Below are 14,421 nucleotides of genomic sequence, written 5' to 3' on the forward strand. Positions count from 1 at the left end.
ACATTAACGAATGATGATGTTTTCTGCTGCCGTTGTGCTTTACTCTTTCTTATTTAGAATTTTCACGGGACGACAAAAACCAAAAATAGCATCGAAGAAATCCTCGATGCTATCTAAATTATTTATTCCTAAAAACTGTAATGTTTATTCAGGACTTGTCATTGTCATAGATCAAACCTCCTCAGAATCATATTCATGCGCTGATTCCTTAACCTTAGTTTTCAACGTGAATCGAGAAATACCCGACTGTAAATCTTGAGAAGTAGAATTTAACCAATGGAATTTGGTCATATAATTTTCCATACCAGAAGATAGCTCACTAGCTGAACTTGAAATCTGCTCAGAACCTGCCGCTGCTTGTTCAGCAATTACCACCACATCTTCTGTGATAGTCACTACCTTATTAATGCTTTCATTCTGAGATGAAGTAGAAGTCAATATAGTCTCAGAATAACCCAAAGTTTGTGTCGAAGAACGCTCTATCTCCATAAATACAGACTGAGCATTGTTAGAAGCTTCTACTGTGGACTTCACTAAAATGTTCATGGAAGCAATTACTTTGGCTGCCTCACTTGTATCTTTCTGTACATCCAAAATTAGGTTTTCGATCTCGCTTGCAGACTTTCTAGAGCCTTCAGCTAGTTTTCTGATTTCTTCTGCAACTACTGCGAAACCTCTTCCAGATTCTCCTGCCTGCGCTGCTTCAATTGCCGCGTTCAATGCTAATAAGTTGGTTTGAGAAGCAATTTCTGTGATGACACCTAACACTCTAGAGATCTCTTTTGATCGCTCAGTAAGCACCTGCATAGATTTGGTCGTCATGTTAGAGAAATCCGCAATCTCACCAATACTCCTCACTACATAGCTTGACAGTTTAGCTCCTTCCTCACTATTAGACACTCCCTCTTTTGCTGCTTTGTTAATAGCATCGGATTTACTGCTCATGTCTTGTGAGTTTTTCATCATGACCTCCACAAGACCAGATGTCTCATCTACTTTACGTACCTGAGTCTGTGCACCGTTATTCATCTGGACAATTGACGTTGCGATTTCACGCATACTCACGTTCATCTCCTCACCTGAAGTCAACATTTCTTCAGCAGCAGCGCCAATCTCTCCTGCACTATTCGAGATTTTGAATAACAACTCACTAAGGTTATCTAATGCAAGATTCAAATTATCCGTCATTTGACGAATATGACCTTTAGCATCGTTATCATATCTTAAAGTAAGATTACCATCAGCCATGGCTGAAACTATCTGATTTACTTCCATGATTGGATCAACTATTGAAGCCAATAGATTATTAACAGATTGGCCCAACTCCAACCAAACACCTTCTCTATCAGATACGTCTATCCTGGAATCTAGTCTTCCATGATCTCCAGCTTCTTGCACCACCATATTGGTTTCATTCACCACATCACTCAACTTATGTCTTAACGTAATCAGTGATTGACCAAGAATATCTTTATCTCCAAGCGCAGTATATTGAACACTCAAGTCCCCATTGCCCATTGAGTTAGCGAAGTAGGCAGATTTCTTTATTTGCTCTAAAAAAAGGTTCAATGATTTAAAGAAAGCACCAGCTTCATCTTTTCTTACTAAATCTGCCTGATCGATGGAGATTTCTAAATCCCCTTCTCTTAGCTGATCAAAAGAAGCATTGATTCGCGTCATCGGACGCTCGATACTTAAACTTAACGTTCTAAAAGTGAGGAAAACAGCTACAATACCGATCGGAATACTGTAGGTGAGATGGATCAATCCGAAGTGACCTACAGCATAGGCTTCAGTAACCACAATAAACATCGTAGCAATGATCCAAATTCCGGATTTATAAATGAACGATTTCCTAAAAATCTTCCAGTTGATGTAAAGCAACGTAGGAAGCACTCCACCATAAATAATGGCAACAAAAATGATGAATTCGCGCATGGCTTTGGTTCTTGATGATTAATACATTTTGACGTAGGACTAATGTACTGTCAAAAGGCGACCTAAGTTTAGAAATTAGCAGCTAAAATCCTTGAATTTTAAGATAAACCTGACATAAATCACATGAAGCGGAAAAATTCCAACATGAACCAATTTCCAGATTCACAAAAGAGGTGGGTTCAAATTTACATTTTTACCAATAAAACCATCTTCTGTAAACAAAAAATCAAATATTCGTTTTTAGAAGTAGGCAAATCACGTAGATATCGGTAAAATCAGTAATTATTTTGAACTGGTCAGACAATGTACCCATCGCCCTGATTTTCACCTCTTTATCAACAATCTCAATTTCCAAATCTTCAAACTCCATTCCTTTGCGAGTTAGAGGATATTGCATTTTGAAAAAAGCTTCTTTCGCTGAAAACATCAATGTACTTAATTGCCTTTGATCATCGAATGATCGATTGTTTAGAAAGTCAATTTCCTTTTCAGTGAACAACACCTTCCATAGATCACGATCTATTCTTCCAACACGTTCTATATCCAAGCCCACAGCATCAATTTCATTCGTCAATGCTACGACTGCTCCGGCTAAACCGAATGTATGACTGATAGACCCCCTTATATCTGATGGCCACAAAGGCACTCCATCTTTATCTCTTAGAATGGCCTGACGTTTTCCAAAATAGTTCAAGCACTGATGTGCGCAATACCTTCCTCTATTGAAATCTAGCTGACGATTTGCTTCATATTGATTGCACAAAGCAACCTCCTCATCATACAACTCTGACCCCCTTATTTCGGCAGATGTAAAATGAGACACCACTCCTTCAGGGAGCTGCAGTGATATCATAAAATAGCTGGTAATAAGTAACACCAGCGAGATATTCCCGCCGGTGTTTTGATTTAACTAAATATTAAGATTTACTTAGAGCTAATCGCTTCAAATCCTTAGCAATTTGCTCACGGATAAAGTCCTTGTTTCGAGTTACGAACCAGTGATCACCATGAACTAACTCCTGTCTGAATTTTGCATTGGTATGTTCTTTCCAAGGCTCCATTTCTTCAGGAAGCGTCACCTCATCTTCTATAGCAGAGAAGACTGTGATCGGAAACTCAAACTTAGGCTCATTTGCATAGTCGTAATCCAATAGCAAAGCCATATCTAATCGTAGAATTGGAAGGATTTTCTTCACATAATTCACATCATCGATGTAAGTCATCAATCCAAGCAGCTTTTGCTCAGAGTTAGACGAAATCGCCGACTGCTTCAACACGTCTCTATTTTTCCATGTAATGGTCATCTGAGGCGCCATCGTAGCTGAACTAAAGAAATGAACTGGCTCTTTGCCATGCTTACTCCTTAGTCTTCTGGTCATTTCGAACGCAATGATTCCTCCAAAACTGTGACCGTAGATCACAAAATCACCATCCAAAAGTGGTAACATCGCCTCTTCCAGGTCATTCAACAGTTTTGTGAAATCAGTGTACAACTCTTCATCTTTTCGGTTTTCACGACCAGGAAGCTGAACTGCATACACATCGGTTCCTTCTGGAGCTTCGTACATGAAGTCGTTGAACATAGATGCCCCAGCGCCCATTGAGTGGAACATGAAGATTTTCAACTTCCCAGTTTGATCTTCATCGGTTTTACGATGCACAAACCACTTATTGATTACTTCAATATCCTCTTCAGTTGTAATACCCGAATCATCCTGATGTGTTTCAACAGCTCCTCCACTAGCTGCACCTTGCAAGCTTTGCATGATGTGCTCAGAAACTTCTACGATACTTGGACCTTTAGATAATTTCATCAATGGATAATTGAATTCAAGCTTTTGCAGAATCCAGTTTCTCAACTGATTCATCATCAATGAATCCAAACCAATAGCTGAAATGGATTTGTTTTCATCCAACTTATCTGGTGTTGTTCCAAGTATTCTAGCCAAAGCTTCCTTCAAACTCACTGCAAGAATATTCTTACCTTCTCCATTCGCAGCTATCAATTGATCTTTTAAGCTTTCACCACCTCCTTTGGAAGCACCCACTTTAAGATTCTCATCAGAAAGCAATTCTTTGAACTTAGTATCAGATCTCAAGTGATGGAAGAAGTCACGGAATCTCAACCAGTCGATATTGGCAGCCATTCTTACTACATCACCTTCCAAAAGAATCCTTTCGATTTTGCTAGTCACCTGCTTCATGGTCAATGGCAACCATCCTTGATTTTCCAGAACGTTCAACACGTTGCCACCTTCTTTGGACATACCTGCATACTGACCAAGTACCCCAAGATTCACACTTTGAGCATGCAAACCTTTTGTTTTACGGTATTGCACCAATTTATCCAGGAAGTTGTTCGCAGAAGAATAGTTAGACTGACCAGGCAAACCGAATACCGCTGAAATAGAAGACAAGGACAAGAAGAAGTCCAGATCCAAATCCTCTGTTGCTAAATGTAGATTCCATGCACCCATTGCTTTTGGAACAAAAACCTTAGCAAATAGCTCCTTATCCAAGCGCTGGATGGTAGAATCTTGAAGCACCGCGGCACCATGCATCACACCACCAACTGGAGCTGATTCACTTACGCGGATCACCATTTCTTTCACTTCTTCTACAGAAGAAAGATCCAGTTTTTCGATCATGACATTCACACCTCGCGATTCCATCTGCTCAATCCAACCAAAATCATATTCTGATTTAGGTCCACTTCTACTCACCAATGCCAGATGTTTCGCGCCATTGTCAGCCATCCATTTGGCTAACTCCAAACCAAATCCACTTGCACCTCCAGTAATAATGTAACTCTTCTCATCTGAGAATCTCATTTTAGCCGCAGGCAATGCTGTAACTTCCTGATCTTCCATATTGAGTACTACTTTACCAATGTGCTTTCCTTTAGCTATAAAATCTATAGCATCACGGATTTCATTGATTTTGAAAGACGTATATGGATGTGGCTGAACCTCTTTGTTTTCGAATAACTCAATCACATCTTTAAACAGTACAGCTGCTTTTTTAGGACGCTGAGCCATCAATCGATCAATATCAACTGCAAAGTAGCTCAAGTTGTCACCGAAGCGTTTCAACTGCAGACTCATATCATTGTAGATATCCGTTTTCCCAATTTCTACAAATCGGCCAAAAGGTCTCAGACATTTGACACTTTGAATGATTGCCTTTCCACTTAATGAATTAAGGACTAAATCAACACCTTCGCCATTGGTATCACGCATGATTTCATCATGGAATGCAATGGTTCTGCTATTGTAGACATTTTTCACTCCCATTTTGCGAAGCAGCTCACGCTTCTCTTCCGTTCCGGCTGTAGCATAAACCTCTATTCCTCGAAGTTGAGCCAAAGCAACAGCAGCCATACCAACTCCTCCAGTAGCGGAGTGTATCAACAGGCGCTCACCTTCATCCATTTGTCCAAGGTTGAACATACAGTGATAAGCTGTCAGATAAACAAGTGTAATGGTAGCACCTTCTTCAAATGAAATATGATCTGGAAGTTTCACCACACAATGTTTCGGGGTTACCACCTTTCCAGCAAATGAATTTGGTGAGAACGCAATCACCCGATCACCCGGCTTCACATGCTCTACTGATTTACCCACTTTAGAAACAACGCCACTACACTCCAAACCAAGTTGTGCTCCTACAAGTCCACCAATGACACTTTCTTCAGTAAGTAAACCATTCAGGTTCAATACATCCTTAAAGTTCAAACCAGCAGCTTTCACATCGATTTCCACTTCAATATCACCTAATCCAAATGGAGCGATTTGCTGGAATGCAATACTATCCAGGATGCCTTTTTCTTTCAACATAGTCTGATAGTAGCTACCAGAAGCTGGCAAAGAAACTGAAGCCTTTTCCTGAGCACTGTCTTTATTGACGGTTTTTAGTCGCTTCACGAAAATTTCATCACCTCTGAAGGCAAAGTCCGTTTCATCTCCACCATTGGAAGTAGATGCAATCAATTTGGTTAATGACTCCAACTCCTGAGCATTCTCACGATGGCCTAAATCTGCAATCTTTACAGACGCCAATGGATATTCGTTGATCATTACTCGACCCAGTCCATAGCTCACAGACTCCAGCAAGTTGATATCTTTATCAGAATCAACAACGATATCAGCCTTTTCATTGATTAACCACACAGACATCTGCTGTTCTTCTTCAATGATCGCGTTGAAAATATTCAACACCTTCCATGACAAATCAACAGTTGAGTCTTTCAGTGATTCACTTTGCTCAGAAAGTGGTAAAGTGACGATCACACGATTCAAAGTAGGATGTGCTTCTTTGATTTCTCTCAGAACACCTCGAACCACTTCTCTATCTTCATAATTCGTAATTCCACTATCAATAATGGTGGTGCCTTTTGCTTCTAGAGCAGTCTGGAATGAAGACCATTCGAATCCTTTCTCACCAAACAAAAGCACCTTATTATTCGCAGGTTTAAACGCTAACTCTCCAGCTTTTTCCCACTCATATTCGTAACATCCAGAATAAGCCAGATCCTGCTCGTTGCTTCTAGATCCTTCGATGTACTTACAATCCAGACCTTGAATTTCTGCAATCAACGTACCATTCTCATCAATAATCCAGAAGTCACCTTTCAGATACTCTGAACTTGCTTCAGCTACTTGAATGTAACTGTACACATTTTTAGAAGTCGGCTTAGCATGCAGCTTGTATCGATCGATATGAACAGGCAAATAAATACCACGTTCTTCATCGTCATCACTCATTTTCGCTGCGAAAATCGTATGCAAACACGCATCCAAAATTGCTGGGTGCAAGTAATAATCCTGAATTCCATATTCAAGAGACTCATGCAATTCAATCTTACCTAGAATCTCCTGATCTACCACCCAAAGGTTTTTGATCGCTTTGAAAGTTGGGCCGTAGAACAAACCGCTTTTCTTTAATTCCAAATACATTGGCTGTACAGGCAAACGATCATTTACTCGCTCCTGAATCGCTTTCAAATCCACAGGCTGCGACTCAAACTGATCAGCAAGAACGTTCATTTTACCATTAGAGTGCTTGACCCACTCGGCATCTGAATTGCTCTTATCACGACTTAAAATCCAATATTTCTCTTCATCAGAGTACACCTCGATTTTCACCTCGTACATCTCTCCTTCTTCTGGAAGGAATAGTGCATTTTCAAAATTGACATCTTCCAGGAATCCAAACTGATCTTTGAAAGCGCTCTTAGCCGCAGCTGTAGCAATCTCTAAGTGACCAGTTCCAGGGAAAATGATCACATCGTCTACTCTGTGATCATCTATGTATGGATCCACATGACGATCCAGCAATACATCGAAAGTATAAGTAGTATCATTCACACCTGACTGACTGAAGCCAGAAATCAACGGGTGTGGTTTTTTCTCCACTCTGCGTGCCTTATGCTCAGAAACCTCATACCAGAATGACTTAAGATCCCAGGTATATTTAGGAAGGTCTTTTAGTGCATTGCTTTCCGGATAAATAGCATCCCAGTTAAGATCAAAACCTTTAGCATACAATGATCCTAAGGTCTGTAAGAATCTCAATTTCTCATCTTCTTTTCTCTTGATGGATGGGAAGATGCTAGCATTGATACCTTTCTTCTGGAATAACTCTTGAGCTCCTCCAGATAATGCAGGGTGAGGTCCAATCTCAATGAACAGGTCATAACCGTCATTGATCATTTCATCCAATGCATTGGAGAAATAAACTGGCTGACGAACATTTTGATACCAATACTCACTCAATAAATGTGAGCCGTCCTCTTTTTTTCCAGTTACTGTTGAATATAGATCCAACTCCGCCTTTTGAGGCTGAAGCTCTAACAATGAACTAATCAATTCATCTTTCAATGGCTCCATATGGTGTGAGTGGAATGGCACCGTCACTCTCAAGAACTTATTGAAAATGTCATTCGCCTCCATCAACTCAGAGATTCGAATCAATGGACGCTCATCACCTGAAAGCACAATCATCTCAGGACCATTAACTGCTCCGATTGAAACCACATCCGAAACATCTTTGATCAATTCCTCCGCTTTCTCCTGAGTGACACTGATGGCCAACATTTTACCTTTTCCTGTGGCCGCATGCTGCCCTCTACTTCTATGGTAGATTACCTGAACAGCTTGCTCCAAAGTCAAAGCACCACTAGTATAGGCAGCTGCCACCTCGCCAATAGAGTGACCAACCACACCTTGCGGCACCACTCCGTGTTTTTTCCAAAGCTCTACCAGGGCAATCTGAATCGCCATGATAGCAGGTTGAGCAATACGCGTATCGTTAACACGCGAGTTTTCCTCATCCTTGTTCATCTCTTCTAATAGAGACCAACCAGCGATTTCTTTAAAATATCCTTCTATCTTTTGAATTACTTGTTTGAACAATGGTTCGGTAGCAATTAACTCCTGACCCATCGCATACCACTGTGGTCCCTGACCGGTAAACACAAAGGCTAACTTACTTGGCTTAACGTCAACTTCATCTTCCACAACCCCAGCTAGAACTGTACCTTCAATATAGGCATCAATTTTAGCAATGATATCAGCAGCATCTTTTCCAGCTATAGCGATTCGGTATTTCAAATCCGAACGATGCTTACCCACATTGTAGCAGATATCTCTAAGGTCGTGACCTGACTCTTGAATATACTCCTTATGCGATGTTAGCAGGTTTTTCAAAGCCTCTTTGGTCATCGCACTGGTATGGAACAAGTACTGATTTTCCTTTTCGGAAGGTTTAACCTCAGCAACAGAAGCCACGTACTCTTCTAAAACCACATGAGCATTGGTACCACCAGCTCCAAATGAGTTTACACCACCAACTCTTGGACTTCCATCAACTTGATCCGGCCAGCTAGTATTTTCACTCACTACTTTAAGCTTCCAGTTTTCCAGATCAATTTTCGGATTGATTTTCTGGAAATGCAGGTTACCAGGAATCGCTTTGTTCTTAATTGACAATGCAAGTTTGATCAATCCACCAACACCTGCAGCACCTTCCATATGCCCAATGTTACTTTTCACCGAGCCAATCATCAACGGATTGTTTCTGCTTTCTGTAGCAAATACATTGGAGAAAGAACGCGTCTCAATTGGATCACCGACAGGAGTACCTGTACCGTGCGCTTCAATGTATTGCAGCCTATCTGTATCTATGCCTGCCTGCTTGTAAGCATCACCCAACATTTTTGTTTGGGAGGTCTCACTTGGCACCGTAAAACCTTCAGAGGTAAATCCATCAGAATTACATACAGTCGAGCGGATTACTCCATATATCTTGTTTCCGTCTTCCAGAGCTTTGTCAAGCGATTTTAAATAAACGACTCCAACTCCTTCACTACGCACATAACCATTGGCACGCTCGTCGAAAGACTTACAATAGCCATCAGGGCTCAAGAAGTTTCCTTTGGACATCATCAAGGTAGATTCAGGATTGATGATGATGTTCACACCTCCAGCAAAAGCCGCATCTGCACTACCATCCCAAATACTATGACACGCCAGGTGAACAGCCACCAATGAACCCGAACAAGCCGTATCAATAGATACACTTGGACCTTTTAAATTATAAAAATAGGAAACACGGTTAGCGATAGCAGTTAATGAGCTACCCATAGGCGTATGTGGACTAATACCGTATCGGTTATCTTGCCCTACTTGCATGTCCCAATAATCATTGGTAAACGTGCTCATAAACACCGCCGTGTTGGTATTCTTCAATGCATCCAGCTTGTCACCTGCATCTTCCATTGACTCAAAAGTGGTCTGAAGCAATAGCCTTTGCTGAGGATCTATCCGCTCTGCCTCTTTTGGGAACACCTTGAAGAATTCATTATCAAAAAGATCTATACCTTCAACAAATCCACCCTTATTGTTTTTGATTTTACCCGCCTTATTTGGATTCGGGTCATAAAATTCTTCTACATCCCAGCGATCCTTCGGCACTTCAGTCACGCCGTTTACTCCCTTGGTCAGCTGGTTCCAAAACTGCTCAGGGCCATGCACCTGTCCAGGTGTATGGCAGCCGATGCCAACTATGGCAATCTCTGTCTTTTTCATAAATTTTGGTTCTTAATAAATTAATAGTCACTTCATCACACGTCTACTTATTTAAGATCCGTTACCGCTGGAATCTTATACATTCAAAATCATCAATACTATTAGCGAACCAATGATGATGTCATTAACATTACACATACCCCATATTCAACGAAACACACCAATCTCATGCGAGAAAAAGCTCGTTTAGAGGCATTATTAGGCAAATAAGCAATACACAAGCATACAAAATGCCATAGCTATTGCAAGCAATAAAAGTTAGGAGGAGATTATACGATCAAAGTCATGGATAGTACAACATAGCCTGATATAATTTTAAAGTGAGTATCCAAACTGATTATAACAATTAACGCCGTTAAATATTATTAATCACGAAAAAGTTATAAGAATGGTTCGGGATTTGCAAATTGGATTTGCCAAACATGACATAAATCAGCTATTATTTTTCAGCTAGGTGTCATTTTACAAAATAAATGAAATACAACATTCAAATAATTCAATATTTCACCAAAATAGTAGTCATTATTTCAACACATAGAACAGTTAAGTATTATTCTATTAAAATAATCGCCTGTTTAATGAAAAACCACACCAACTTAAACAAAAAGTTTGGAATACATAATGTTAGCAGAGCAATATTAAAAAGTTCAGCGAATATTTTGCGTAACTCAAAAGTTACATATAATATTGAGTAACTTTTAAATTACGTATTATGAAAAAGGAAATCCATCTAAACTGGTTTTACCCATATCCTACCGAAACTATCTGGAAATATTTAACTGATCCTGAACTTCTTAGACAATGGAGTTCTATTCACAAAACAACACCTTTTGAAGCTAGAGAAGGTTTTGAATGGACAGAGCAACAAAAGCCCAGAAGAGGTTGGGATGGAATTATGTATTTGAAAGTATTGGAAGTAGTTCCAAACCAGAAGCTTTCTTATTCACTTAAAGGTGGTCCAAAACCTGGCGAACTCAGCCTGGACACGATTGTTACTTATGAGTTGACCTCTGTGGACGGTGGCACCGAATTACATTTATCTCATACTGGATTTGAAGGATTCAAAGGTGCATTCACAGCTTTCATCATGGAAAAAGGCTGGATGAAGATCTTCAATAAACGATTTAGAAAATTCATTAATGAACAAATAGTCAATGTCTAGAACAACTTACGATAGCTTTCTTGCTATTGCCGACACCAGTAGACGAGAAATACTCATGATGCTGACCAAAGAAAAGAAGAGCATCAACACGATAGCAGACTCTTTTAACATCAGCAGACCTGCCATCTCCAAGCACATAAAGGTATTAGCAGACACAGGCTTCATCAACATCGAGAACAAAGGCAGAGAACGAGTATGCAGTCTTAACTCGAAGGGATTTGAAGAAATACAGAACTGGGTTAATTACTTCGAAGAGTTCTGGACCAAAGAATTGGGCAACCTAGAAATGTTACTTAAGAAAAATGAAGAAGGTTAATTCATCAAAGCATTAACCTTCAGCTTTATCATGAAATCCGTTACTTAACGACGCGCTCTTAAAACATACAAAATATCAGTAGGATCAACCCGATTTTTGTAATCTCCTCCTTCAGTCTTCGCCCAAAGTACCGTTTGATCTGTATCTATAATGAATACTGAAGGAACAGGTAAGTCCTTCGACTTATCCTCATAAAAAGTTTCAAAGTCATAGCCCAATCCCTTTAATGTATCAACTGCTTCATCAGAATACTTAAAAATCGTAGTATATTGTCTTGCTACATGATTTCCCGGATCACTCAAAATGGAGTATCGCAAATCATGTTTCTTTTGCATTAATAGAGATTTATCTAAACGCTGCGGAGAGACAGCCAACAAAGAAGCACCCAGAGCCTCTAAATCACCCAAAGTTCTTTGATAGAGATTCAACTGAAGGTTGCAATACGGGCACCATTCCCCACGATAAAACACCAAAACCACCTTACCATGTTTCAGCTGATCTTTTAATCGCACCCTATTTCCATGACCATCAGATAAGATAAAGTCTGGAGCCCGATCGCCTTCGTGTAATCGAAGTGGGTTAGGATATGATTGATTTAATTCTTGTTCGTACGTAGCAAAATCGTTTCTCGTTTTATCCGGCAACATGGTTTTCAATTGCTCCTTTAAATGATCTAAATTTTGTCGATAGTTAATGGTAGTTGTTTCCTGCATGATTAAGGTATAATTAAGGAGTTTCGCTATGATATCTCCATCTGGAGCTCATAAAAGCCCAATCATTAATCTGAGGTAAAAATTCCTGAAAGGTGAAATGACGCTATGAAATGTCTTTTGTGGAACATTTTAGGTTTTTAATGGCAACCTATTAAATATGAAACAATAAAAAAGGGCCCCTTCCGGCCCTTTTTAATCTCTCTGAGCAAATTCATTGCCTCCGCACATTCTCACCACTTTCGGTGTGAACGTTCCAAGCACATCTACCAGATCTACTTGTTGCTTCATCACTTGATGAATGTCCTTGTAGGCCTGAGGAGCTTCATCCAATCCAGACCCAATCACCGTCACACCAGCTTTCTTGAGATGCTTTCTCACTTCATCTCTGGATAGACTTTGCTTGGCTCTTGTTCTGGACATGACTCTACCTGCTCCATGCGATGCGGAATTGATGGAAGCTTGCTCCCCTTTTCCTCTCACAATAAAACCGGGTGCAGTCATGGATCCCGGAATAATTCCCAGCACGCCTTTTCCTGCAGGAGTTGCTCCTTTTCTATGAACAATGATTTCCTCACCATCAGCATCCTGCTCTTTCCAGGCAAAGTTGTGATGGTTCTCCACCAGCGCTAGAGGTTGTTCGCCCAAGGCTTTAGCCATTCGTTCATAGATCTGATGATGACAAGCAGATGCATAGTCCCCTGCCAGATTCATCGCAATCCAGTACTCCTGACCATCTTCGGTATCCAAATCCAACCAGGCCAAATGCTTCGCCTCCGATGGAAGTTTACACTTATCCATAGCCAGTTTGGTATAGTGTCGAGCGATGTTCGCACCTAAACCTCTGGAACCAGAATGTGACAATACAGCTAGGTATTTACCCTTTGGTAATTTCAAGTCATTCTCATCACTTAGAAGCTCCGCTACTCCAAACTCTACGAAGTGGTTTCCGCCACCAGATGAACCGATCTGAGAATACGCTCTATCCTTCAAGGATTTCAGAATATTGATCTCACCGAAAGACTTGTTCTCCAAGACTTCATGATCCATCGGTCTTCTGAAAGTCGCATTTCCAAATCGAGTGTTATCCTCCAGCATTTGCTTGAAGTCGGAGACTGCATCATATTGAAACAATGGAGGCAGATCATAAATGGTCATGCACATTCTACAACCAATATCCACTCCTACACCATAAGGAATCACCGCGTTTTTAGTTGCTAATACACCACCAATCGGCAGACCATATCCCTGATGCGCATCCGCCATTAACGCTCCAGAGTGTGTCACTGGCAATTTCATTGCCACTTCCATCTGATGAACCGCACCCTGTTCGATTCCTTCAGCACCATACGTCTGGTACGGAATTCTTGAGGCATTCAACTCCAGCATTTTGTTGTGTTCGGTTTTGATAATCAAACCTTTAGCAACAGGTCCAAGAGACTCATGCTTTTGGTAAAACGCCGGATTTTCCAACACTCTCTGCAATAGCTCTAGCTTATGCTTCTTACTTTTTCCTTTGAAATGAGCTTCCAACACCTTCATGGCCGTCCCGATCACTTTTCCTTCGGGGTAACCAAGTTGTCTCAGCTCTTTTCCTGTCAACTTTGTGGTTGCCATTTTTTAAATATTGTTTTGAATCGCTTCATGCGAATTCGTTTTACATCTTTTTTCAATTCTGCTGAGTCGTTATTGTCAGTAGACTCCATCAAAGCTTCTCTATAATATTTGATAGCTTCAGGAAATTTACCCTGACGTTCAGCAATCTTGCCCATGGTTCGCAGGATGTACTCCTGATCCAATTGAGCATTTTTTCGAGCTATTAATAGTTTGCTTTGCAAAAACGCATAACGTTTTTGAGTCAATAGCAACTCCATCAATCCATTCCATGCATATTCATAGTCCGGATCGAAATGGATCGCAAGCAAGTAGTGTCGCTCGGATAACCCATAGTTTTCCTGGTGATAATGATACATCCAGGCCAAAGTGCTGTGCAACTTCGGATAACCCGGTTCATCACATAGCGCCGAGTCAATCAAGCCTCGTGCTTTCACATACTCTCCTTCATAAATGGCATCTATGGCGATATCTATTAATTGCTCTATGGTTTGATCTACAATTTTCATTGGTTTTAGAATTAAGGAATGCCTTAAAGCCCTCTAAAGCTGTCATTCCGACGCAAGGAGGAATCTATCTTGAATCATGAGATTC

8 protein-coding genes are annotated in these 14,421 nt (G+C 40.5%); 2 read left to right on the forward strand and 6 right to left on the reverse strand.

The features are described from left to right. Window positions 1-171: 171 nt before the first annotated feature. The 3 genes from NXS00_RS20300 to NXS00_RS20310 all read right to left on the reverse strand — a co-directional run bounded on the left by NXS00_RS20300 (window position 172) and on the right by NXS00_RS20310 (window position 10,025). Complete coding sequence (locus NXS00_RS20300; protein WP_258101106.1) at window positions 172-1,938, reverse strand: methyl-accepting chemotaxis protein; 1,767 nt, start codon at window positions 1,936-1,938, stop codon at window positions 172-174. A 226-nt stretch (window positions 1,939-2,164) separates the two neighbouring features. After that, complete coding sequence (locus tag NXS00_RS20305; RefSeq protein WP_258101107.1) at window positions 2,165-2,791, reverse strand: 4'-phosphopantetheinyl transferase family protein; 627 nt, start codon at window positions 2,789-2,791, stop codon at window positions 2,165-2,167. Between the two features lie 64 nt (window positions 2,792-2,855). Beyond that, window positions 2,856-10,025 carry a type I polyketide synthase gene (locus NXS00_RS20310; RefSeq protein WP_258101108.1) on the reverse strand — a complete coding sequence of 2,390 codons (7,170 nt, stop codon included), beginning with the start codon at window positions 10,023-10,025 and terminating at the stop codon, window positions 2,856-2,858. 712 nt (window positions 10,026-10,737) lie between these two features. Between NXS00_RS20310 and NXS00_RS20315 the strand changes: the two genes are divergently transcribed. Together NXS00_RS20315 and NXS00_RS20320 are read left to right on the forward strand one after the other, a co-directional pair. Further along, window positions 10,738-11,187, forward strand: a complete 450-nt coding sequence (locus NXS00_RS20315; protein WP_258101109.1) for an SRPBCC family protein — start codon at window positions 10,738-10,740, stop codon at window positions 11,185-11,187. Further along, the gene (locus NXS00_RS20320) at window positions 11,180-11,503 is read left to right on the forward strand and encodes an ArsR/SmtB family transcription factor (RefSeq protein ID WP_258101110.1); all 324 of its coding nucleotides are present in this window, start codon (window positions 11,180-11,182) and stop codon (window positions 11,501-11,503) included. The genes NXS00_RS20315 and NXS00_RS20320 overlap by 8 nt, the downstream gene beginning before the upstream one ends. Before the next feature lie 44 nt (window positions 11,504-11,547). On the opposite strand, the gene NXS00_RS20325 is transcribed toward NXS00_RS20320, so the two are convergent. From NXS00_RS20325 to NXS00_RS20335, 3 genes are all read right to left on the reverse strand, one after another. Then, window positions 11,548-12,216, reverse strand: a complete 669-nt coding sequence (locus NXS00_RS20325) for a peroxiredoxin-like family protein (protein ID WP_258101111.1) — start codon at window positions 12,214-12,216, stop codon at window positions 11,548-11,550. 192 nt (window positions 12,217-12,408) lie between these two features. Next, window positions 12,409-13,830, reverse strand: coding sequence for an RtcB family protein (locus tag NXS00_RS20330; protein WP_258101112.1), 1,422 nt, complete (start codon window positions 13,828-13,830; stop codon window positions 12,409-12,411). Then, window positions 13,812-14,336 carry a tetratricopeptide repeat protein gene (locus NXS00_RS20335; RefSeq protein ID WP_258101113.1) on the reverse strand — a complete coding sequence of 175 codons (525 nt, stop codon included), beginning with the start codon at window positions 14,334-14,336 and terminating at the stop codon, window positions 13,812-13,814. The genes NXS00_RS20330 and NXS00_RS20335 overlap by 19 nt, the downstream gene beginning before the upstream one ends. Between the last annotated feature and the right edge of the window lie 85 nt (window positions 14,337-14,421).

This window comes from Marinoscillum pacificum (assembly GCF_024714495.1).
Lineage (GTDB): Bacteria > Bacteroidota > Bacteroidia > Cytophagales > Cyclobacteriaceae > Marinoscillum > Marinoscillum pacificum.